This is a genomic window from Desulfobotulus alkaliphilus (assembly GCF_007830435.1).
In the GTDB taxonomy this organism is placed as follows: domain Bacteria; phylum Desulfobacterota; class Desulfobacteria; order Desulfobacterales; family ASO4-4; genus Desulfobotulus; species Desulfobotulus alkaliphilus.
The window spans coordinates 23,452-45,918 of the sequence record NZ_VLLC01000028.1; the positions used below are offsets into that span (position 1 = coordinate 23,452).

At 50.5% G+C, this 22,467-nt stretch carries 21 protein-coding genes; 8 read left to right on the plus strand and 13 right to left on the minus strand.

From position 1 onward, the window contains the following. Positions 1 to 107 precede the first annotated feature (107 nt). Together LZ24_RS13900 and LZ24_RS13905 are read left to right on the plus strand one after the other, a co-directional pair. Positions 108 to 1,190: a patatin-like phospholipase family protein gene (locus LZ24_RS13900; RefSeq protein WP_144686159.1), complete on the plus strand. Its 1,083-nt coding sequence runs from the start codon at positions 108 to 110 to the stop codon at positions 1,188 to 1,190. A gap of 3 nt (positions 1,191 to 1,193) precedes the next feature. Next, the gene (locus tag LZ24_RS13905) at positions 1,194 to 2,639 is read left to right on the plus strand and encodes a GntP family permease (protein WP_144686161.1); all 1,446 of its coding nucleotides are present in this window, start codon (positions 1,194 to 1,196) and stop codon (positions 2,637 to 2,639) included. On the opposite strand, the gene mnmD is transcribed toward LZ24_RS13905, so the two are convergent. From mnmD to LZ24_RS13945, 8 genes are all read right to left on the minus strand, one after another. Beyond that, positions 2,636 to 3,364 (minus strand): tRNA (5-methylaminomethyl-2-thiouridine)(34)-methyltransferase MnmD, encoded by a 729-nt coding sequence (gene mnmD / locus LZ24_RS13910; RefSeq protein WP_144686163.1) that lies wholly within the window; start codon positions 3,362 to 3,364, stop codon positions 2,636 to 2,638. The two genes, LZ24_RS13905 and mnmD, sit on opposite strands and share 4 nt — an antisense overlap. 492 nt (positions 3,365 to 3,856) lie before the next feature. Then, complete coding sequence (locus LZ24_RS13915) at positions 3,857 to 7,756, minus strand: response regulator (protein WP_144686165.1); 3,900 nt, start codon at positions 7,754 to 7,756, stop codon at positions 3,857 to 3,859. 158 nt (positions 7,757 to 7,914) lie between these two features. Further along, a complete protein-coding gene (locus tag LZ24_RS13920; RefSeq protein WP_144686167.1) occupies positions 7,915 to 9,639 on the minus strand; it encodes a methyl-accepting chemotaxis protein in 1,725 nt (574 codons plus the stop codon). 396 nt (positions 9,640 to 10,035) lie between these two features. Then, the gene (locus LZ24_RS13925; RefSeq protein ID WP_186443160.1) at positions 10,036 to 10,782 is read right to left on the minus strand and encodes an MlaA family lipoprotein; all 747 of its coding nucleotides are present in this window, start codon (positions 10,780 to 10,782) and stop codon (positions 10,036 to 10,038) included. A 40-nt stretch (positions 10,783 to 10,822) separates the two neighbouring features. Continuing rightward, entirely contained in the window at positions 10,823 to 11,506 is a 684-nt protein-coding gene (locus LZ24_RS13930) for an MlaC/ttg2D family ABC transporter substrate-binding protein (RefSeq protein ID WP_186443161.1), read from the minus strand. A 33-nt stretch (positions 11,507 to 11,539) separates the two neighbouring features. Beyond that, entirely contained in the window at positions 11,540 to 11,989 is a 450-nt protein-coding gene (gene mlaD, locus LZ24_RS13935) for an outer membrane lipid asymmetry maintenance protein MlaD (RefSeq protein WP_144686173.1), read from the minus strand. A 42-nt stretch (positions 11,990 to 12,031) separates the two neighbouring features. Further along, on the minus strand, positions 12,032 to 12,787 hold the full coding sequence (locus tag LZ24_RS13940) for an ABC transporter ATP-binding protein (RefSeq protein WP_144686175.1): 756 nt from the start codon (positions 12,785 to 12,787) through the stop codon (positions 12,032 to 12,034). A gap of 7 nt (positions 12,788 to 12,794) precedes the next feature. Then, a complete protein-coding gene (locus LZ24_RS13945; protein ID WP_246118603.1) occupies positions 12,795 to 13,607 on the minus strand; it encodes an MlaE family ABC transporter permease in 813 nt (270 codons plus the stop codon). 48 nt (positions 13,608 to 13,655) lie between these two features. Here LZ24_RS13945 and LZ24_RS13950 point away from each other — a divergent pair, with 48 nt between their 5' ends. Together LZ24_RS13950 and LZ24_RS13955 are read left to right on the plus strand one after the other, a co-directional pair. After that, a complete protein-coding gene (locus LZ24_RS13950) occupies positions 13,656 to 13,847 on the plus strand; it encodes a hypothetical protein (RefSeq protein WP_144686177.1) in 192 nt (63 codons plus the stop codon). 50 nt (positions 13,848 to 13,897) lie between these two features. Continuing rightward, positions 13,898 to 14,620 carry a ribonuclease H family protein gene (locus LZ24_RS13955; RefSeq protein ID WP_144686179.1) on the plus strand — a complete coding sequence of 241 codons (723 nt, stop codon included), beginning with the start codon at positions 13,898 to 13,900 and terminating at the stop codon, positions 14,618 to 14,620. Here the strand turns inward: LZ24_RS13955 and LZ24_RS13960 are convergent, their stop codons facing one another. Then, entirely contained in the window at positions 14,621 to 15,871 is a 1,251-nt protein-coding gene (locus LZ24_RS13960) for an AAA family ATPase (RefSeq protein WP_144686181.1), read from the minus strand. Positions 15,872 to 16,264: 393 nt separating this feature from the next. Here LZ24_RS13960 and LZ24_RS13965 point away from each other — a divergent pair, with 393 nt between their 5' ends. Together LZ24_RS13965 and LZ24_RS13970 are read left to right on the plus strand one after the other, a co-directional pair. Continuing rightward, complete coding sequence (locus LZ24_RS13965; protein WP_144686183.1) at positions 16,265 to 16,486, plus strand: type II toxin-antitoxin system HicB family antitoxin; 222 nt, start codon at positions 16,265 to 16,267, stop codon at positions 16,484 to 16,486. Beyond that, positions 16,479 to 16,697, plus strand: a complete 219-nt coding sequence (locus LZ24_RS13970; protein WP_144686185.1) for a type II toxin-antitoxin system HicA family toxin — start codon at positions 16,479 to 16,481, stop codon at positions 16,695 to 16,697. The genes LZ24_RS13965 and LZ24_RS13970 overlap by 8 nt, the downstream gene beginning before the upstream one ends. A 97-nt stretch (positions 16,698 to 16,794) precedes the next feature. Here the strand turns inward: LZ24_RS13970 and LZ24_RS13975 are convergent, their stop codons facing one another. From LZ24_RS13975 to LZ24_RS13985, 3 genes are read right to left on the minus strand one after another with little or no spacing between them, the layout of a single operon-like run. Then, the gene (locus LZ24_RS13975; protein WP_144686187.1) at positions 16,795 to 17,313 is read right to left on the minus strand and encodes a hypothetical protein; all 519 of its coding nucleotides are present in this window, start codon (positions 17,311 to 17,313) and stop codon (positions 16,795 to 16,797) included. Next, positions 17,274 to 17,711 carry a 4Fe-4S binding protein gene (locus tag LZ24_RS13980; protein ID WP_144686189.1) on the minus strand — a complete coding sequence of 146 codons (438 nt, stop codon included), beginning with the start codon at positions 17,709 to 17,711 and terminating at the stop codon, positions 17,274 to 17,276. The genes LZ24_RS13975 and LZ24_RS13980 overlap by 40 nt, the downstream gene beginning before the upstream one ends. Continuing rightward, positions 17,704 to 20,139, minus strand: coding sequence for a pyruvate formate lyase family protein (locus LZ24_RS13985; RefSeq protein ID WP_144686191.1), 2,436 nt, complete (start codon positions 20,137 to 20,139; stop codon positions 17,704 to 17,706). Before LZ24_RS13985 ends, LZ24_RS13980 begins: the two co-directional genes overlap by 8 nt. Before the next feature lie 197 nt (positions 20,140 to 20,336). Here LZ24_RS13985 and LZ24_RS13990 point away from each other — a divergent pair, with 197 nt between their 5' ends. Together LZ24_RS13990 and LZ24_RS13995 are read left to right on the plus strand one after the other, a co-directional pair. Continuing rightward, on the plus strand, positions 20,337 to 21,125 hold the full coding sequence (locus LZ24_RS13990) for a FadR/GntR family transcriptional regulator (RefSeq protein WP_186443162.1): 789 nt from the start codon (positions 20,337 to 20,339) through the stop codon (positions 21,123 to 21,125). 13 nt (positions 21,126 to 21,138) lie between these two features. Further along, complete coding sequence (locus LZ24_RS13995; protein WP_144686195.1) at positions 21,139 to 22,164, plus strand: NAD-dependent epimerase/dehydratase family protein; 1,026 nt, start codon at positions 21,139 to 21,141, stop codon at positions 22,162 to 22,164. 78 nt (positions 22,165 to 22,242) lie between these two features. On the opposite strand, the gene LZ24_RS17670 is transcribed toward LZ24_RS13995, so the two are convergent. Beyond that, positions 22,243 to 22,467 (minus strand): hypothetical protein (locus tag LZ24_RS17670; RefSeq protein WP_222427649.1); only part of this gene is annotated, 225 nt, incomplete at its 5' end.

Genomic DNA, 22,467 nt, shown 5'->3' on the forward strand with positions numbered 1-22,467 from the left:
CGTTAGTGGTATGTCACCAAAAGTTATAGAGAGGGCATATGGACCTTTGTAAGAAAAGCAGGTTCTGGCTTTGTCAGGTATGAAACAGTGAAAAAGGAGCTTAAAGTATGGGATCAGGAACAAAGAGGAAGGTTGTGGATCTGGCACTTCAGGGAGGCGGGGCCCACGGAGCTTTGACCTGGGGGGTGCTGGACCGGCTTCTGGAGGATGAAAGAATAGAAATTGCCACCCTCAGCGGCACCAGCGCGGGAGCCATGAATGCCGTGGTGGTCGCCGCAGGCCTTGACTGCGGGGGCCGGGAGGGGGCCCGTGAAAACCTTGAAAAATTCTGGAAAGCCGTAAGCGATGCGGCCATGACCTCTCCCATTCAGCGCAGTATCTGGGACAGACTCACGGGCAGTTACTCCCTGGACAGATCGCCCAGCTATCTTTTTTTTGAACAGCTTAGCCGGCAGTTTTCACCCTATGAGCTGAATCCCATGAACATCAATCCTCTGCGGGATCTGGTCAGCTCCATGGTGGATTTTCACTGCGTGAATCACTGCACGGATATCAAGGTTTTTGTTACGGCCACCAATGTGCGGACTGGTCGGGGTAAAGTCTTTACCCAGCCGGAACTTACCGTGGATACGGTCATGGCTTCGGCCTGCCTGCCCCTCATGTTTCAGGCCGTTGAAATCAACGGGGAAGCCTACTGGGATGGGGGCTATATCGGAAATCCGGCCCTTCACCCTCTGGTGGAAGACAAGGCCACAAGGGATCTGATTGTGGTTCAGATCAACCCCATGATCAGGGAGAATATTCCCAAAACCAGTCGGGAAATCATTAACCGCATCAATGAAATTACCTTCAATTCCAGCCTGATCAAAGAGCTGAGGGCCATTGAGCTTCTGCATCAGGTCATTGCGTCGGAAAAGCTTGAGGCCGAAACTTACAGGGATATTCTGGTTCATATCATCCATGCCGAAGAAGATCTCAAGGGGCTGGAAGCTTCCAGTAAAATGAATGCGGAATGGGCCTATCTGCTCTATCTGAAAGAGCGGGGAAGGAGCTGGGCCAGTAAGTTTCTTGAAAATCATTATGATGATCTGGGGGTGCGATCCTCCTTTGATCTGAAAACCCTTTTTACTGACTCCTTCAGGCCGCCGGAAGTGGGTGAAAATCCGGTTTCAAAAAAGAAAGGAAGATAGAACATGCTGGGAATTATCGTTATTCTCATTGCTCTGGCTCTTTTGATCTACCTTGCTTACCGGGGGATCAGCCTTCTGATCCTGACCCCTGCACTGGCAACCTTTGCCGTGGTGGCCAGCCTTGAAGGCCGTGTGCTGGCAAGCTATACCCAGATTTTCATGGGATCAACGGCGGACTTCATCGCCCTTTATTTTCCTGTTTTTCTTCTGGGTGCGGTTTTCGGGAAACTCATGGAAGATTCCGGCAGCGCCGAAGCCCTTGCCAACGGTATCATCGCAAAGCTTGGAACGGCCCGGGCCATCCTTGCCGTGGTCATGTCCTGTGCGGTGATGACCTATGGCGGCGTCTCCCTTTTTGTGGTGGCCTTTGCCGTTTATCCCATTGCAGCGGCCCTGTTCAGGCAGGCGGATATCCCTAAAAAACTCATACCCGCCAGTATTGCCTTGGGTGCCTTCACCTTTACCATGACGGCCCTGCCGGGTACACCGGCCATACAGAACGCCATTCCCATGCCCTATTTCGGCACATCTCCCTTTGCAGCTCCCGGTCTGGGTGTGATTACCGCACTGGTGATGTTCACGCTGGGTATGCTCTGGCTGCAGCACAGGGCCAGAAAAATGGCCCATGAGGGCTATGGGGATCATGAGGATAAAGATTTTGTTCCGGATAAGGATCTCAGGGAAAGGTCCGCATGTGAGGGCTTTGACCTCATGGAACTGCCCGCAGAGGAGAAATCAAAGGACAAACCTTCCTTTGCCATTGCTGCCCTGCCGCTGGTTCTGGTCATTGCCGTCAACCTGCTTTTCACCTTTATTCTGATTCCCCGCATGGATACGGCCTATCTTGCCCAGCCCCTTTACGGGGATACCAGCATAGAAAAGGTCAGGGGTATCTGGTCTGTTATTGCGGCACTGGTGATCTCCCTTGTGCTTCTGATTGCCCTTAACTGGAAGCGCTTGCCCTCCCTGAAACAGACGCTGGATAACGGAGCCAATGCATCCCTTTTACCCATTTTCAATACGGCAAGCCTTGTGGGTTTCGGTTCGGTCATTGCCTCTCTGGGTGCTTTTCTTCTGATCCGGGATGGTGTAGTGGGCATTGGCGGGGAAAATCCTCTGATATCCCTTGCCATTGGTGTGAACATCCTTGCGGGTATGACGGGTTCCGCATCCGGCGGGATGAGTATCGCCCTTGCCACCCTTGGAGACACCTACCTGCAGATGGCACAGACCTATGGCATTAATCCTGAACTGCTTCACCGTGTTACTGCCGTGGCTACTGGCGGGCTGGATACCCTGCCCCATAACGGTGCCGTGATCACACTGCTTGCCATTACGGGGCTTACCCATAAGCAGGCCTATTTTGATCTGGCCATCACCGCCATGCTCATTCCTTTTATTTCACTCATCGTACTCATCACTCTGGGAACGCTTTTCGGCAGTTTTTAGGAAGCATCCAGAAAGCCCCGGATCATATCCCTTTTAAAACTGAATCCCGGTAACTTTTCCACGCAAAAGCCCTGAGAAATCAGGGCTCTTCTCACAAAACCCGCTGCGGTAAAGGTGGCAAAACTGCCTTTATCCGCAGTTTTTTTTCCCATGGTCTCAAAGAGCGTATCTGTCCACATCTCAGGATTTGCATGGGGAGAAAAACCGTCAAGGAACCAGGCATCCACTTTCTCTTCAAGGATTTCAGAGAGCTTTTCTGCATCATCAAAAAGAAGATTCACTTCCATCTGCCATTCCTTGAAAAAAAGGCGGTGCATTCCCGATACAGGAGGAGGATAGTGTTCAAGGAGCCTTTCGGAAAGATCCATGAGGCAGGGCCATGCCCTGTGGATCTGGCGCAGGTGATCTGCGGGAATGGGATGTTTTTCCACGGAAGTATAGATAAGGGTTGACTGCGCAGGCCTGAAACGCCGCCAGAGGTCTAGTGTAACCAGAAAATTGAGGCCCGTGCCAAAGCCCGTTTCACAGATATGAAAGGGCGTTTTTTCGAGCCAGCGGTGGGGCAGGCGGTTCTGTTTAAGAAAAATATGACGGCTTTCTGCCATGGCTCCGGCTTTGGAAAAGTAGCTGTCATTGTACAGGGGAGACACAAGGGTGTTTTCATCCTTCCATTGGGGAAGGGCCTCGCAGAATGTCTGAGAGGGTGGGGGTGAAGAAAGGGTCATGGTTTTCCATATATTTTTGTAATTATTCAGCACGGTTTATTCTGAACTGCCAATGCTGTAGTTGCAGCAGCTTCGTACTGCTGCAAGGCTCCGTGGCTATTTGCAAGTGACATTGCAATCGTTTCGGATTCCGGCACTCAAGCCATAAACTCAATGCCTACTATAAATAGCAATAAGCTTTTTCAGGCTTGAGTGCCGGAGTGCTAATAAGAAGCGGCAAACTGTCTGAGCCGCCACAAAGGCAGCGTACCAAGGCCTGCTATGGTAATCAAAAAGCTTATCCTGCCTGTGGCGGGGAGTTTTTGCCGCTTCCGCACAGGACAAGGAGCTCCCGAATCCGGCACTCAAGATCCTTGAATCACTTTTGCTCCCGTAAAGGGCTTGAGCTTTTCAGCTTGAGTGCCGGATTGCGTCACGGGCAAATAGACTGGGGCCTGTGCATCTGTCTTGCAGCTATGGTACTTGGAAAACTGGGCTGAACAGTTACAAGGATCAGGATTCTCCGGAACAGGATACATGGCCTGCACTCAGGGCCACAGCCTTTTTAAGTTTCTCAAAGGCATGCTCAAGGTCTGGCATCTGGTCTTTTACCGCATCCAGATTACCGGATACAGCGTTTTCTTCCATCTGACCCGCCAGACTGGAAAAGGAGGCTGCATGTATGTTGGCGGTTTTCCCTTTGAGGGTATGGGTCAGCAGGTGCACATTGGGAAGGTCATTGGTCTGGAGTGCCGCCTTAAGATCCGCCATGCGCTGGGGCAGACTTTCCATGCAGATGCACAAAACCTTATCAACGATTGTTTTATCGTTCATGAAGCGTTTCAGGAATGCACCATAATCAAAAACCAAAGGATCCTCAGCCACCGAAGCAACGGAGGCCAGTTCCTGAGAGTCATTTGCCGTGATGCTGGCTGTTTGTCTGTTTAAAGGCAGCCATTTTTGCAGCAGACGCGCCAGATCCATCAGCTCCACTGGCTTTGAGATAAAATCATCCATGCCTGCATGGATACAGCGTTCCCTGTCCTGCTGCATGGCAGCCGCGGTCATGGCGATGATGGGAACCTTTTTTAAAGGAAGACGTTCTGCCTCAAGGTTTCTGATGTTTTCCGTGGCTTTAAAACCATCCATATCCGGCATCATGATATCCATGAAAATAAGGTCATAGCTATTGTTTTCAAAGGCATGGAGGGCTTTACGACCAGTGTCTGCAATGTCTGCACCAAGGCCGAATTTCTGCAGAAGTCCCAGAGCCACTTCCTGATTGGTGCGATTGTCCTCTGCAAGGAGAATACGGCCGGAATAGCAGGGAAGAGCGTCACTGCATTCTGGCCTTCCCGATACTGGCTGGAAGGGATGGGGTTTTTCATCGCTCAGCAGGGATCTGAGGACATGCAAAAGATCCATGTGACGCAGGGGCTTATTGATAAAGGCAGTGAAACCGGATTCCCTGTCCAGCGTAGCACTGATGTGCTCAAGGGGGATAAGCAGAACAAGGAAAAGATTCTGAAAGCGGGGATCTTCCTTTATTTTTCTTCCAAGCACCATGCCATCTGTTTCAGGCATTTTTTTATCAATAAAGGCAAGGGTAAAGGGCGTGTTTCTGGTATGGAAAGCGTCAAGCAGGGCCAGGGCTTTGCTGCCGTTTTCCGCCGTTTCCACATGAAAGCCCATGGCAATCAGTTTTTTGGATAAGTATTTCCGGCTGCTGGCATTGTCATCCACCACAAGAAGGGGAAGCCCCCGAAGGCTTTCAGGGATGTCGGATCTCTTTTCTTCTTTATCCGGCAGCAGGCCGAAGCGGGCTGTGAACCAGAAGGTTGAGCCTTTGCCCTCTCTGCTTTCCACACCTGTTTCACCCTGCATCATGCCAGCAAGCTGATTGCATATGGCAAGTCCAAGCCCTGTGCCACCGAATCTCCTGCTGATGGATGCATCCGCCTGATTGAAGGCAGCAAAGAGAAGTCCTTTTTTGCCTTCGGGAATCCCCATCCCCGTATCTTTGATACGAAAGCAGAGTCTGGCCTCATTATTTTCTGCTTTTTCAAGCATCACATGAACCAGTACCTCTCCCTTTTCCGTAAATTTCAGTGCATTGCCCGTGAGGTTGACCAGTATCTGGCGCAGCCTGCCGGGATCACCAAGGAGATGTCTGGGTACATCCGGCTCGATAAAAGATATGAATTCCAGTTTTTTCTCGCTGGCTTTGAGGGCCATGCTGTCCATAAAATCATCCATCAGATTCTGAAGATCAAATTCTATGGTTTCCAGTGTCAGTTTGCCAGCTTCGATTTTGGAAAAATCAAGAATGTCATTGATGAGATCAAGGAGGGCTTTGCCGCTGGACTGTATGGTCCTGACATACCTGTGCTGGATTTCGTCCAGTGGTGTATCCATGAGCAGGCCTGCCATGCCGATGACACCGTTCATGGGGGTCCGGATTTCATGGCTCATGTTGGCTAAAAACTCACTCTTGGTTCTGGTGGCAGTTTCGGCCTTTTCCTTGGCCTGCGTGAGTTCTTCTTCAAAACGGTTTTTGAGGAGGGCGTCCCCCAGAATATTGCCCATGACCTCAAGCATTTTGGTTTGTTCCTGATCCAGCACGCACCTTCTTTTTACGGTATCAAAGCCGAAAAGGCCCAAAATCTGGTTGTTGCTAAAAATGGGAATGCAAAGTACGGACTTGACATTTTGGGACGATAACAGTCTTTTTTCCGGCCCGTCTGGTAATTGCTCAACTTCTTGTACATAAAATATTTTCCGTTGATGGAAAATTTCATAATTGACAGGTAGTTCTGCCAAGGGGAAATTCTGCATAGCTGCATTGGCAGATTCAATGCCGGGAGCGCACCACTCGTGGGTATTGGACATATACTCTCCGTCTTCGGAAAATTTAAAGACAAAGGTTCTGTCCACATCCAGAAATTCTCCGTACCTCTGGAGCATGGTGTTTATTTTATTATTTATATTGGATGCTGTGGTGTTAATGAACTCCGCTGAAATTTCAGCAACCAGCTTCTGAAGTTCATTCTTGAAACGGATTTCTTCCTCAAGCTGTCTGCGTTCTGTAATATCTTCAACGGTGGCAATGGCCTCCGTGGGAGATGTGCCCGGATTCACAGGATTGTAGATGAGCCGAAGATAGGATCTTTTGTTGCCGGTTTTGGAGGTGTAATGGTCTTCATAGATGACCTGTTCACCGTTAAGGACCTTTTGTGTTGCTTCCAGAATGGGTGCGGGCAGGCCTTTTGTGGTGTCCAGGCCAATGAGTTTTTCACGGCTGGAGCCCATGATATCAATGAACTGGTCATTGCATTTTATGATGCTTCCTGAGGTGTCGAGATAAAACATCCCCAGAGGGGAGTTTTCAAAAATGATGCGATGGGTGCGTTCGCTCTGGCGCAGCTCTTCACTTTGTTTCAGCAGTTCTGCCTCAGCCCTTTCACGGGCGGCAATATCTTCTTTCAGAAGTTCGCTCAGCTCCAGCAGCTTTCTGTTGCGGATTTTGATCTGCCAGGCCCATACTAGGCTGAGGATGAACAGAAGGGAAAAAACCGCCATAACCCTGAACAGATGCCCATAGTTAACGGGTGTTTCCACCACAATGTTCACATGTTCATTGACGATGCGATCCCTTTCCCGGGGGGTGATGGTGACAATGGCCTTGCTCAGAATATCCCGCAGCTCAGGCATCTCTTTAAGTACACCCATGCGAAGCCGGTTCATGTAGTGATCCTGGGGAGGCTGCCCTGCAATTTTCAGGTTGAACCATCCGTCTTTGCGGATGGTATAGGCGGCCATGGTCAGGGAACGCAGGGTCATGTCCGCTTTTCCTTCGGAGACCATCCGGTAGCATTCGTTTTCTGTTTCCACTGTGATGATGTTCAGATTGGGATAATCATCACGAAGGAACTGCTCCATGGAGGTGCCGTGGGGCAGCACAACGGTTCTGTCCACCAGTTCGGAAGGATCAGAAATGTAGTCGTGCTCATTGCGGGTGATGAAAACATTTGGGTTTGAAAACAGGGGTTCGGTGAAGGTAAGCCATTCCTCCCTTGCGGGAGTCTGGTTCAGGAAGGGGATGAGCATACAGCCACCCTGCCTGGAAACCTCAAGGGTCTCTGCCCAGTCTTCGGTGGGTATGATGACAAAGGGAATATTAAGTCTTTCTGAGACAATCTCTATGAGGTCTGCGGCAATCCCGATGAAGTTGCCATCCCCATCCAGCATCTCATAGGGTTCCCAGTCATTATCAATGCACATGGTTATCTCACCAAGGCTGTCAAGGTAGGCCTGCTCTTCAGGCAGAAGTGCAACCTGCGCCTGTACAGCCAGAGGAAACAGAAAGGCCAGAAGGGTCAGCAGTCTTCCTGTGAGTTTCAGGATGTCTTTCATGTTTTTCCTTCAGGCAGTTTTGGCAAATGGATTGTTTCCCGCAAGGATTCCTCTACCCCAAAAGGCAGATCCGCTGTTTTTTTGAGTCCTGCAAGGCAGGGTTGAAATATCTTTTTAAGAAATATGGCAACAGCGAACCCTGCCTTATACTTATGATTTCAGCTCAGTTTAAAGCGTCCCACCAGTTTTTCAAGGGTTTCTGCCATACCTGCCACTTCCCCGGCCTGCCTGTTCACGGCATCCCCTGTGGCGGTGATGGCTGTGGTGGCACTGCGGACATCGTCAATGTCTTTATAAATATCCCGCACGAGACTGTTCAGGGAGCTTATGTTTTCATTGACGTCCTGAATTCCTTGGGAGGCCTGCAGTACATTCCCTGCAATTTCCCGTGTGGCCGTGGACTGTTCTTCCACAGCTGTTGCAATGGCATTGACAATGTCATCAATGGCTGAGATGGCTGCGGTGACATGGCCCACATCTTCTCCCACTTCAAGGGAAAGACTCTGGGCGTGGCTGATGATGTTGCGGATGTTTTCTGTGGCTTTGGCGGTCTGTGTGGCCAGATCCTTGATTTCCGAGGCCACAACGGCAAAGCCTTTGCCTGCCTCTCCGGCCCGGGCAGCCTCTATGGTGGCGTTGAGGGCCAGAAGGTTGGTCTGGGCGGATATTTCCGCAATGGTCTGGGTAACCTGTCCTACCTCCTGGGAGATGTCCCCCAGCTCCTTTGCCTTGCGGGAAGTTTCTTCTACCCTCTGTACCGCATCGCCTGTGGTCTGTCGGGCCTTTTCTGCGTTTTTGGCAATTTCATCGATGGTGGAAGTCATTTCTTCTGTGGCTGCGGCCACCATGGAGGTGTTGGTTGAGGTTTCTTCCATGGCAGAGGCAATACCCGACATGTTGTTTTTCATGGTGGATGCCGCATCGCTGAGGGCCTCGGTGCCTTTGGCAGCGGCACGGACTCCCTCAGCCATCATTTCAGACTCGTTGCGCATGGCCCCCGATGAGGTATGCAGGCCTTTGGCATTTTCCCGGATACGGGAAATAATGGCATGGATCTGTTCTATGAAACGGTTGATCCACAGGGCCATTTCACCGGTTTCATCTTTGCGTTCTTCGGGCATGCGGCGGGTCAGATCCCCTTCACCGGAAGCCAGATTTTCAATGAGCCTTGTGGTGCGTTTCAGGGAGACAACCACATCCCGGGTGGTCATGATGGCAATAATAAAAAAAAGGATGGCAAAAAAGCCTGCAATGCCTGCAATCCATAAAAGATATGCCCGCACCTGCTGGCTGATACTGCCGGATATGCGGGCCTGTTCCGCAGCAATGTTGTCAATGTAGACTCCGGTTCCTATCCACATGGAAGTACCGGGAATGGGTTCGGCATAGGCCAGTTTGGGCTGGTTACCGAAACCGGGTTTGTCAAAAATATATTCGACAAAGCCCCCGCCCTTTGCTGCCGCATCCCGAAGCTCCCGGACATAAAAAACGCCGTCTGCATCCTTTGCATCGCCAAGATTTTTGCCCACAAGATCGGGCCGGGTAGGCAGTGCCACATTGGTTGTTTGATCATAAATGAAGTAATACCCGGATTTATCTTCTTCAAAGCGGATGTCTTGAATCATGCTGCGGAAAAGGCGGATGCGTTCATCGGGGTTCTGGGTTTCACTGGCAATGACACCGAGGGAAAGGGCCATGGAGTGGGTGGCGACATAGATTTTTTCTTTCTGATCCCTGAACATGACACTGCCTGTTTCACGGATACCCATATCACGGGCCGTATAGGCTGTGCGGAAGGTGGACCAGAACATGCCTGCAAACATGCAGGCCACCAGTAGGAGGATAAAGGTCATGCGCTGACGGATGCTGAAATTTTGGAGCATGGAGATTCTCCTTTGGAAAGTGGGGGACGCATTGTTTCCCGACGGGATGCTTGCCGGAGGTATATGGCAGGAAATAAAGGACGCAGCACAAGCCTGTGCTGTCCCTGTCTGAGCCCTGGTGGAGTTGGGAATTTTGTACCAGATTCAGGCACATTTCTGGAGTTTACACTTTGAAACGCTGTTTGTAAAGTTTCGGTAAAACAGGCTCAGGAAAATTCTGATCAGGATCGGATGTCGTCATTGTTTACAGGTCTGGCTGCTGCCAGTCCTGTGGCTGGACCAGAGATCCGGATGCGGCAAAGGGTAGGGCGCAGAATGGTGTTACGGCACTGCCTTGCAGAGGCACCCCTTAGGGGTGCCTCTGCAAGGAGACAGAACGAATTTTTCTGATTGTGTTTATTGCCTGATGGCCTGCATGCGCATCTGAATATAGCCATTGCGAACAGCAATATAAGGGTCAAGGGAAGCATCCTTGATGGCTTCGTAATCACCAAGGCGGAAGGAAGTGGCATTTATTGTGTCCGTAGCCTTGACAGCGGTCCATCCCCTGGCATCTCCGCTGGCGTAGGTGGTGGGATGCAGAAAAAAGTCGCCAACCTGCCCCACGCCATCCCGCAGGGTGGTGGGACCGAAGAAGGGGAGGACCAGATAGAACCCGTTACCAATGCCCCATTTTCCAAGGGTTTGGCCAAGGTCTTCCGGCGGTACCTGAAGGGAGGGAAGCTGCTGGGAGGCGTCAATCAGACCGAAGATTCCCCAGATGGAGTTGACAAAAAATTTGCCCGTTTCCGCAGCAGCAGCCTTTCCCTTACCCTGAAGAAGCTGGTTTGTCACCCGTACCGGAGCTCCGATATTTCTGAAAAAATTCCTGATACCCGTACGGACCGGAGAGGGTGTCACCTTCTGCCATCCTGTGGCAGCGGGTTTCAGAACCCAGAAATACAGCCTGTCATTGACAACAAACATACCCCGGTTAAAGGGCTCAAAGGGATCTGCAACGTAATGGGAAGGAGCTGCGGCATATTCTGCTTCGATTTCCGCAAAAAAAGCATCATCCTCATCGTCCCAGTATTCTTCAGCATGCAGTGTTTGTAGCATCAGACCCGTTATAAGCAGAAGAACACAGACAAAACGGACACCCATGGTTGTATTCCTTATATTCACAGATGGTTGGGTTGTTATCTTAGAGAATGCGAAGCATATCTTCGGCATCGGTATCTGCAGGACGTCCTTCTTTTCGCCTCTGAATGCGGTCTTTTTCCAGCCTGTCGATTCTTTGCTTCATGACATCAATCAGTTCGGCCGGTTCCCTGCGGAAAAGAAAATCTTCAAACTGGCTGCGGTAATTCTGAACAAGGCTGATGCCTTCAATTTGTACGTCATAGATGCGCCACTGGTTGCGGATGTTTCTGAGCCTGTAGATCACCGGTACTTCCATGTTGCTCAGAAGAACCCGCGTGCTGACCTCTGCCCTGCCTTCACTGATGATGGTTTCATCATCGAATACCACTTCTTCGTTCCTGAAGTTATCCTGCACCTTTTCGATGTAGGTATTGGCCAGAAGTTTTGCAAAAAGATCGGCAAACTCATTCTGCTGTTCCGTTGAAAAACGCCGCCAGTTCCTGCCCGTGGCCAGCATGGATACGGTTCTAAAATCAAAAATACCCTTTACATGTTCAAAAAGCTCCTGATGCTGTTTTTCAGCAAGCGCAGGGTCAGCATCTTTGTAGGCAGGATCTTTCAGGAGGGCGATGGCATCATTGATCCGCACCTTTATGGTTTCAAGGGGTCCCATGTCTGCGCTGGCTGCAAGGGGAAAAATGATAAGGCATATCAACACACCAAAAATTTTAAGAAGGTTCTGCATGGCCGCTCCTTTTTTCATATGGGTATGCTTCTGCTATTTTATTCCACCGAAAACATATCTGGAAATCATATCTTCTATGTCTAAGGGTGATTCCGTTTCAAAAAGCATATCGCCTTCTTTAAGCAGAATGTCCGATCCTCCCGGGGAAAGCTGAATATATTTTTCCCCTATGAGTCCTGATGTTTTGATGGAGGCGATGGTATCTTCAGATACGGGAATGTTCTTATGAATTTTCAGGTCAAGGATGGCCACCAGCCGTTCCGGGTCCAGGGAAATCCGGCTGACACTGCCCACCTGTACCCCGGCAATTTCTATTCTGGCATTGTTTGTAAGTCCTGCAACGGAGGAAAAACGGGCCTGAATGGTGTAGAAATTGCTTCCGATCAGCTCCATCTTGCCCAGCCGTACCGTGAGATAGGCCGTGCAGAGAATCCCGATTATGACAAAAATTCCAACGGTTGTTTCAAGGGTAAATTTCTTCATCGCCTGTCTCCATGGATGTAAAAAACTTTTTGTTGGGATATTCTAATCAATGAACATACTTCCGGCTTCGCCGCGGAGAAACTGTCGGACAACCGGCGTTTCACAGGTCTGAATTTCTTCTGAGCTGCCGGAAAAAACAATCTGCCCTTCATCCAGCATAATGATGTTCTGGGCAATGTGAAAAATGTCCGGGATTTCATGGCTGACCACAAGGGCTGTGAATCCAAGCTCTTTCTGGTAACTGGCAATCATGCTGTGCACAGCATTTTTGCGTATGGGGTCCAGCCCTGTGGTGGGTTCATCAAAAAGAACCAGTTCCGGGTTTGTCACCAGTGCACGGGCCATGGCAACCCGCTTCATCATGCCGCCTGAAATTTGTGAAGGATACTGGTTTTCTGTACCTTCAAGGTCAAGTTGTCTTAATCGTTCTCCGACCATTTTTTTGATTTCAGAAGGAGACAGTTGTGTGCCTTCTTTAAGGGGGAGGGCAATGTTTTCAAAAATATTTAAGGAGTCGAACAGGGCACACCCCTGAAACATGTAACTCATTTTGTTTCTGAATACCCTTGTTTCTTCCCGGCTCATTTCTTTTATGGGCTTTTCTCTGTAAAGAATTTCTCCCCCATTGGGCTGCATCAAACCGATGATGTGCTTAAGGAGAACACTTTTGCCTTCACCGCTTTTTCCGATGATGGCCGTGGTTTTGCCTTCCATAATATCAAGGGATATGCCACGGAGTACCGTTTTGTTTCCAAATCGTTTATGCACATTTACAAGTCGTATCAGAGGTGTTTCCATGAATGTCTCACAGGAGTATGGAGGTGAGAATATAATCGGTAATCAGAATCAGTACCGAGCTCTGGACAACGGCGGATGTGGTTGAAAGCCCCACGCTTTTAGAACCGAAGCTGTTTTTTCTGCGGTGGGTGAAGTAGCCCTGATAGCAGCATACGGTGGCCACCACAATGGAAAAGACCAGGGACTTCAGCAGACCGCCTGTGACATCACTGAGGAGAATACTGGATTCCACCCTTAAAAAATAGACCCCCGGATTGACGCCAAGGAGTTTGGAGCCTGTCAGGTAACCGCCAATGATACCCACAACATTGAAAACCGAAGCAAGGAGGGGGATGCTGATGATGGCTGCGGCCAGTCTGGGGCTGAAAAGGTAGCGGACCGGATGGATGTTCATGGTTTTAAGGGCATCAACCTGTTCGGAAATCCGGAGGATGCCGATTTCTGCCGTCATGGCGGACCCCGCTCTGGCTGCCACCATAATGGCCGTGAGCACGGGCCCCAGTTCCCGGATCAGGGTGAGGGCCACGGCGGAGCCGAGGAAGGCCTCTGAACCAAAACTCACAAGGCTGTAGTATCCCTGCAGGCCCAGAACCATACCGGTGAAGAGGGCGGTCAGAAAGATGACAAGGAGGGATTTTGCACCGATGAAATAAACCTGCTGCAATATTTTCCGTATCTGAATGGGCCATGAAAAGATATGGTAGAATCCGGCAGCAAGGAAAAGGGTGAAATGACCGGCAAGCTGAATGCGGTACAGGACAATGGCCCCCAGAGAATGCAGTATGCCAGAGCCTTGGGTGGGTGATTCATGCATCGTCATTATTGCTATCCTTAAAATTGTGCTGTGGGAAAACTATCAGGAAGGATATTGTATCCGGACTATGCTATAAGGGAAAAAATGCCGGGGTGTCAAGAAAAGCCGGAAGGAGGCAGGCGGCGGCCTGAAGGCCGCCATCATAATAATTATAGAAGAGATTCGTTGGTGGGCCTTTTTGGAGGTGGGCTGAAAGAAGATTTAAAGAGAATTAAAAAAACATTAACATATTTTATTTTAAAATAAAACAAATTTTTTTTTAAGTTTTTTGATGGATTAATGAAAGGAAGACGGGTTTGGCATCAAAAAAATATTATGCAGTTCTCAGGGGCAAAAAGCCCGGTATCTACAAGGTATGGACCGGAGGGGAGGGTGCTCAGGTTCAGGTCATGGGATTTCCCGGAGCCAGATACAAAGGCTTTGAAAAACTGGAGGATGCCGAAGCTTTCATGGCCGGAAAAGATTCTGTATCTTCTCCGGGATCTTCTGCCGCTGGTAAGAAAAAGGTTCGCCCATATGAGGACGCAGGTCTTGATCCTCTGGCCTATCCCATCCATGTTTTCAGTGACGGCGGTGCCATTGGCAATCCCGGCCCCGGAGGTTATGGCAGTGTTGTGGTCATGGAAGATGGCAGCAGGCAGGAATTCAGTGGCGGTTTTTCCCTGACCACCAACAATCGCATGGAGCTTCTGGGAGCCATTATCGGCCTTGAAGCGGTGAAGGATGCGGGTGTTCCCATATTGCTGACCTCGGATTCCAGATATCTGGTTCAGGGAATAGAAAAAAAGTGGGCAAGGGGCTGGCGGGCAAGGGGCTGGAAAAAATCCGATGGATCACAGGCATTGAATCCGGATTTATGGAAGCGGCTTCTCGACCTTCTGGATCATATGGATGTGCGGTTTCAGTGGGTGAAGGGACACAGCGGGCATCTTGAAAATGAACGCTGTGATGCCCTTGCCCAGTCCGCAGCCAGAGGCAGCAGCCTGCCTCCGGATACGGGCTATAAGGGCAAAGAATGATCATGTGGCGGATTTCTTCAGAAAACCCATGGCGGCCTTTACGGGTTTGCCGGGTCTGAGCTGCAGGGCTTTCTGAATATCCAGCATCAGGGTATCCAGAGACAGGGTTTTCTTTACCATGTCCAGACCGATGAAATGGCCTGCCGCCAGAGATTCCAGCAGAGATCCTGAAGCAGCCCTTGCCGTTTCCATGGCAAGCTTTTTTCTTGCCAGATAATCTTTGCAGAACCGGCTGATAAAGGCGCCTTTTTCATTGGGAATGCCATCGGCAAGCTGCAGGGCTTCTCCTTCGCTGATTTCTTCAAAAACCTCATGTTTTTTAAGGAAAAAACGCCACATGGCGGCTTTTTCACTGCGGCCCGGAGCCGGTATGCGTACGGGGGCCAGCCTGCCGTCCCGGATAAGGGTGTCGTCAAAGCTTTCCGGGTCTGCATTGGTGGTGATGCTGAAAACCAGATCCGGATAATTGGCAATGTATTTTTTCAGTACATCCACGGCTTCCTGATAGTAATCGGCACCGGAGCTGTTGTGGCTTTCGCTGCTCATGACAAGGGAGGTGGCCTCATCGAGAAAAATGAAGGCAGGCCTGCCGCTTTTGGCGGTTTTTTCTATAACCTCTGCAATGGCTGCGTCCAGATTGTGGGCAAGGGAGCCGATGTATTTTTCGCTTAAGGCGGCCACGTTCAGCTCGGCTGCATGGGCTCCGGCCCTTTCGTAAACATCGGCAATGGCCCGCTGAAGGGCAGTTTTACCCGTACCGCCTTCACCATAGAGAATCACGCCGCTGCTTAAGGGTTTTTCCTGACGCAGCACTTCGGGAACGCTGGTGCGGATCAGCACTTCATTGAGAATCTCCGGAGCCATGAAGATGTCAAAGAGGGGGGCAAGCATTTCCCCGTAGGGCGTCGGGCTGGTCTGGCTCACATGGGTACGGGTGAGTTTTTCTTCTTTCTGCACAAGGGGTGCTTCATCAAGGCATAAAAAATCCGCATGGCGTTCCAGATTGCGGGATCTGGCTGCAAAGGGTGTAAACAGATCGCTTGTATCCACATCAAAGGGATTGGCTTCATTTCCTGTTCTTCGTATCAGCGGAGTGAGTTCCCCGGCGTAGCGTTTGGATACCTTTCCGTTCAGATGCAGCCAGAGCCGGTCATGTTCATCCCTGAAAACAGAACCGACCTGTCCGTATCCTTCTTCTCCGATATCCATGTTGCGAATGGCTTTATATTTTTTGAAGGCTTCAAGCATCATGATATCCCCCTTTCATAAACGCCACCAAGGGGAAATCCCCCTTGTTCCTGAGGGCGTTTGATGTTTTTATCGGCATGAAAAGGGAAAGCATTAAGATTTTTTCTTAAAAAAAACGCTTAAGGTTGAAAGACTTCAATTCCAGCAATTGAATTTTTGGTCCCTGATGCCCCTCTGCCCAGCATTTTTTGGGCACATAGTTATTCACCGGCTTTTTCCTTTATAAATACGGTGCCAAATCTCAGATTCAGCGCTCTTTCGACTATTATTTTGCTTTTTTGGCCTTTTCAGGTTACAAAAAAGGAGACGTTTAATCGATCTTTAGTCGTTTTTTTGCCGTAAGGCCTGTTATTTTTACCATTGGCCGAATAAAGGAAAACCAGAGAGGTAGCTTCCATGAACAGACATCTGACTGCGATTATAGAGAGGGAGGGTGACGGCTACGTCGCTTTGTGCCCGGAAGTAGATGTGGCCAGTCAAGGAGATTCTATTGCTGAAGCAAGGGATAATCTACGAGAGGCTCTGGAACTGTTTTTTGAAACTGCGTCTGAGGAAGAAATCGGCTTACGATTGCACAAAGAGGTCTATATAACTCAATTAGAGGTGGCTGTTGGTTAAGCTGAAGGTTCTCTCGGGAAATGAAATCTGTAGAATCCTAGAAAATTACGGATTCGAAAAAGTGCGCCATCGTGGAAGCCACATCGTAATGCAAAAACAGCTTCCGGGAACCACCATCACGGTTCCGGTTCCTGATCATAAAGAGATTCGGACTGGAACCTTATTGTCGATAATTCGTCAATCTGGCCTACCTCGCTCAGAGTTCGAATAAGAAGAATCGGCGTAATTATTCAGCAGCTTCGTACTGTTGCAAGGTCCCGTGGCTATTTGCAAGTGACATTGCAATCGTTTCGGATCAGAGAAGACTTTTATTCCAAGGCTTCATGCACCCCCATTCCATATTTTTTAAATATGCTGCCCGCCCGGAGAAGATCCTCTGCATCCGGCGTACGGATGACGGGCAACGACTCCGGCATTTCCGAAAGCCAGAGCCGCTTGCTGTTTCCGTGGTCATGATAAGGCAGGAGGGTGATTTCCCTGATCCCCAGACCGGATAAAAATGCGGCCCATCCGCTAAGGTTTTCCTCGCCGTTGGTGATGCCCGGCACCAGAGGAAGTCTTGGCCGGACAAGGGGGCCTTTTCCGACGTTCATGGCTTCTGCCGCCTCCCTCAGGTTGGCCTTGATTGGGGCATTCCCTTTACCACACCAGCGTTTATGGAGATCCGTATCAAAGATTTTTACGTCAAAGAGCAGAAGATCCAGATGATGAAGAAGGGTTTTGGTATCAGGATTTTTAGCGTTAAACATCCCGCAGGTTTCCATGGCAAGGTGAACGCCCTCTTTTTTCAGGCTGGCAGCAAGACCCGATAGGAAAGCGGGGAACATTCCCGCCTCTCCCCCGGAAAAGGTAACTCCCCCCCGGTAGCCTCAAAATTTGGATATTCCGGCCGCAGGCCTGCCAGAAGGTCCGCCTCGCTGAAAATTTCCCCCACGGCCGTCAGGGCTTCAGCCGGGCAGACCTGCACACAGGCAAGACAGAAAGAACAGGCCTCCGATGGACGGTTTTCCGGTAGCCTCAAGCCTTGAGGACAAACCTCAGCACACTGACCACAATCAAGGCAGCGGTGGGCCCTGAAGGCGATTTCCATTTCCTTTTTCCAGGATTCAGGATTCTGACACCAGACACAGCGTAAGGGGCAGCCTTTAAAAAAAACCGTTGAACGGATGCCGGGGCCATCATGGATACAGCAGTGCTGAATGGAAAAAATCAGAGGATTATCCATGGATTGTCCTTTCTATCAGCTCATCCTGCACTTCCGGAGCCAGATCCTGAAAATAGGCGCAGTATCCGGCAATCCGCACCAGAAGACCGGGATAGCGATCCGGATGGCTGCGGGCCTGTTTCAGGGTTTCCGCATCCAGCACATTGAGCTGCACCTGCATGCCACCCTGGGTGACCAGATAGGAACGCAGCAGCCCTGCCAGAAGTTTTTCTCCGGCTTTTCCCTTCACAAAGGCGGTGCCAAGCCTTAAATTCAGCGCCCCTCCGTTTCCCCAGTTTGAGGTATCCAGAGAAGCTGCGGAACGCAGAAGGGCCGTCGGCCCCGTTCTGTCCGCACCTGTGGCAGGGGAAAATCCATTGGCCAGCCCATGGCCCGCCCTGCGGCCCGAAGCCGAAGCTCCCGTCCACTTTCCAAAGGCCGTATGGCAGGTCATGGAGTACATCCCCGCAAGATATTTTCCCCCACGGCTGTTTTTGTGGCGGGTGACAGCTTTCGTGAAAATATCCGCCACAAGCTGGAACATTTTATCCGCATGGGCATCGCCATTGCCGTATTTGGGGTATCGGGTGACAAGGCTTTTGCGTAAGGCCTCTTCTCCCCTGAAATCCGATTTTAAAATCTTTACAAGATCTCCAAGGCTCCGCTTTTTTTCCCTGAAGACCAGTTTTTCGATGACAAGAAGGGAGTCGGCCACATCGGCAAGGCCCACGGCCTGATAGGAGGTGAAATCATAGGCTGCCCCTCCTGAAGTCACATCCCGCCCCCTTTCCATGCACCCTTTGGTGAGCATGGAATTGAGGGGCGCTGTGCGGAAACGCCGGTTGGCTTCTTCAAGAAGCATGGTGGCCTGTACGGCATCGGCCACCATGGCCTCCACCTGAAGGCTGAAGGCCGAGACCACCTCTTTAAAAGATGTCATGGTTTCCGGTGCAGGGCTTTTAACGGCCCAGGGGGTAAAAAGGGTCTTTCCAAAGGCCTTTCCCTGATTCAGGGCCAGCTCCAGACAGGCAGGCACATTGAAAAGTCCGGCGTCGGAAGAATGGTAGGTCCGGCCGGGGCTTCCCAGCTCCACACAGCCGATGACCCCGTAATCCCTTGCATGATCCAGCCGCATTCCGGCACGGGTCAAGGCACGGATCACGGCTTTGTCCCCGAAAAAGGCCGGGTTGCCGCAGCCTGCTGCAATGAGAGCCGCACATTTTTCAAGGAACCATGCCGGTGTTGTTTCATGAATCCGCACATGCAGATTGGGTTCACGGGTGCGGATTTTCAAAAAAGCATCGAGGAAGAGGCCGGAGAGGGCGTTGGTCACATCCCGGCCTTTGGCATCCGTACCGCCAAGGGTGATGCCCTGCCCCACGGTGTTACCGCTGAAAAAGGCATCCATCCTGCGGGAAAAAAGCGGAATGGTCTCACAGGCCTTAAGCTGGAAGGAGGCAATGAGGCAGGTGGCGCTTTCTGTATCCAGACGGCCTTCGGCCATGTCTTTTTCAAACAGGGGATAAAGGATCTGGTCCAGCCTGCCAAAGGACAGCCCCTGTTCGTAATCTTCAAGATTCATGGCCACATGCACCAGCCAGCAGGCCTGAAGTCCTTCCTGTAAAGTTCTTGCCGGATGCCATGGCACATGCCCAAGGCTCCGGGCGAGGCCGAAAAGGCGCTCTCTGTCATCGGGTCTGGCCGTCTCTGCAAGGATCAGGGCTTCCCTTTCAAGATTGGCAGCCATCTTTCTGATACCCCCAAGAACAATGCGGATGGATTGATAAAAGGCCCGCTGATCCTTGTCTAAGGCTTTTCCTTCCGGTGTAAGGCCCCGTGTTAAAATGGTTTTTGCCTCAGCATCCAGAAAGCCAAGGCCCCTATGAATCACCAGATCATAATCTGGAATCTGATGGGAAACACCTGCAATTTCCGTGAGAATATAACTTCTTGCCCCAAGAACCTTTGTCCATAGAAACCTGATGCGGGAAATACTGCCAAAGGCCTTTAAACCCGTGCTCCAGGTGGCGGTGAGACCCGCAATACCCAAGAGTCTCAGCTTTTCTGAAGAAGAGAGTTTTAAAGGAACGCTTCGTTTTTCAAGGCAGAAAAGATCCTCTAAAATATGGGAAGATCCTCCTTCGGGATAATAGTTGGCGGCTATTCTTTTGGAACTCATATTCCCGGCAATGGCTTCTTTGGGATAAATAACCGCTTTTCTTTTTTCTAAAACTTCTGCCAGCATTGTCGCCCGCTGTATAAGGGGATGCTGTTTTTTTTGAAAAAGCATGGAAACTTTTGCCCGCAGCATGAGCCGGGGTCTTTCCAGACAGATACTGCAATTGGTTTCCATAAGGGTTTTGCGGATGGCTGTGATGGCGTTTTCCGTTGGGGCAGGGGATGGGGACAGGGTGTTTCGACTGTTTGATGTCAGGGCTTGTTCAGGCATGGGACCTCCGGGGATGGTGTTTATTTGGTAGTACCAATATTTGTTTTTATGGTCTTTATGTCAAGAAAAAAAGACAATTGGTATTTCCAAAATAAAAGAAAATGCCCATTACCCTGAGAAGGCCTGAATAAAGATGGCATTTCAAAAAAATGAAAATATGCTACAAGGCACAAAGACTAAGGAATATAAGGACAGCCATGGCCACAAAACGATCGGATACGGTTTTTAAAGCCTTGCAAAGGGAGATCCTCACGGGAGTTTATCCTGAAAATACAAGGCTTCCTTCGGAAAGACTGCTGGGAGAGATGCATGGGGTCAGCCGCATCACCATACGGGATGCCATTGCAAGACTGGCCCAGCTCGGGCTTGTGGAAAAGCAGCCCCAGAGCGGCATCTATGTCCGGCCCTTTAGAAGCGAGGCCTCTTTGGATCTGCTCATACACATGATGCAGACCGAAGACAGTATGGATTCGGATACCCTTGTCTCCCTTCTGGAGTTCCGTCGTCTAGCTGCGGTTTTTATTGTACGCAAGGCTGCCCTGCATCCGGATTCCCATAGCCTTGATAAGTTGAAGGCTCTGCTGCAGGATGCGGAGCAGCATCTTTTGCAGGAAGAAAATCCCCTGACCGATAACAGTCCGGAAAATATTCAGGCACTGGCGGATGCGGATTTTGCCTTTCATGCGGGAATAGTGGCCATGACCCGCAACATGGTCGCCCAGCTTCTTTTCAATTCCTTTAAGCCTGCCTACAGGTATTACAGCCTTTTTTTCTACGGACTTGAGGGAGCCGCAAAAAAGGCTCTGCAAAATCATAAGGAAATCCTTGCTGCCCTCTGTGCAGGGGATGAAAATTATGCGGCATGGAAAATGGAAGAAACTCTCAGCTATGCGGAAAACAGGGTCAAGGAAGCCCTTGGTATCCTTGAAGAAAGCAGGACCATACGGCTGAGGGAAGAGGGGGAAAGCCTTAGGGCAGAAAGATAAGGAGGCGTAAGGAATGGGTTGGCAGCAGAACATGATACAGCCGGTACTTGTAACGGGAGCCACCGGTTTTATAGGTCGCAGGGTAATGGCAAAACTTCTTAGCGAAGGTATCTGTGTAAAGGCCATTGTACAGCCGGAAACAGCCATTCCAAAGGAATGGGGAGAAAAGGTGGAGATTATCCGTGGCAGCATTGCAGATGCCGCAGTTGCTGGCAAAGCCGTCAGGGATACGGGAACCGTACTGCACCTTGCAGCCCTTGTCTCCGACTGGGGGGATGAGGCCCGTTTCAGGGAATGCACCGTTGAGGGAAGCCGGTATATTTTTGAGGAAGCTTTGCAGTATGGGGCAAGGGTGCTTCTTGTTTCCAGTGTGGTGGTGTATGGCGATGCCATTCCAAAGATGGTCTGTTCTGAAGAAACGCCCTTTGGAAAAACCTTTGGACCCTACAGCCGCACCAAACAGGCCCAGGAAAAACTTGCATGGGAATATTATGAAAAAAAAGGACTCCGGCTTTCCGTTGTCCGGCCTGCCAATGTTTATGGCCCGGCTTCCGGCACATGGCTCCATGACGTGGCCCCTGTCCTTAAAAAAGGTCTTCCCTGTCTCATTTCAGGCGGAGGCCAGAACGCTGGCCTTGCCTATGTGGATAATGTGGCCGATCTCATCCTCCTTGCGGCCTCCAGCGATGCCGCCCTTGGCCGTGCCTATAACGCCTGTGATGTTCTGGACATCAGCTGGAAGACCTATTTTTCCGACCTTGCCGCTATGCTTCAGGCCCCTGAACCCCGCTCCCTTCCGTGGCTGGTGGCCAAAACAGGTGCTGGAGTCTTCGAAACCCTGTGGAGGCTCCTTGGCATCCGGCACCGCCCACCCATTACCCATGAAGCCCTCAACCTTGTGGGATCGGACAACCGCTTTCCCATGGACCGTGCGGCAAAGGAGCTGGGCTATAAACCCCGCATCTCCTATGCAGAAGGCATAAGCCGGGTTGGTGAATATATACGCCTGCAAAAATATACTGTTCATGGTCATTTTTGAAGTAATTGTCCAGTATGTTTCATGGTTTTACTCTTTCATGGCTGATCTTTTGAAGCGTAAGCCTGGTGTTGTCAGAATCTATTGGGTAATGGCACCCATGAAACACCCTCCCCCTGAGGAGGAGGTCTTTCCGGAAGAAGATGCTTTGAATACGGCACTGATTGTACAATCCTGGGTGATTTTGTCCGTTTTGTAGCTTGCATTATGCAGACTTCCTCCACATCCTGAAATACTGAAAATACTGTAGCCCGTGTTCGGTACAAGGGTGAAGCTTGTGCTTTCACCATGATTGACGGTTTGGGA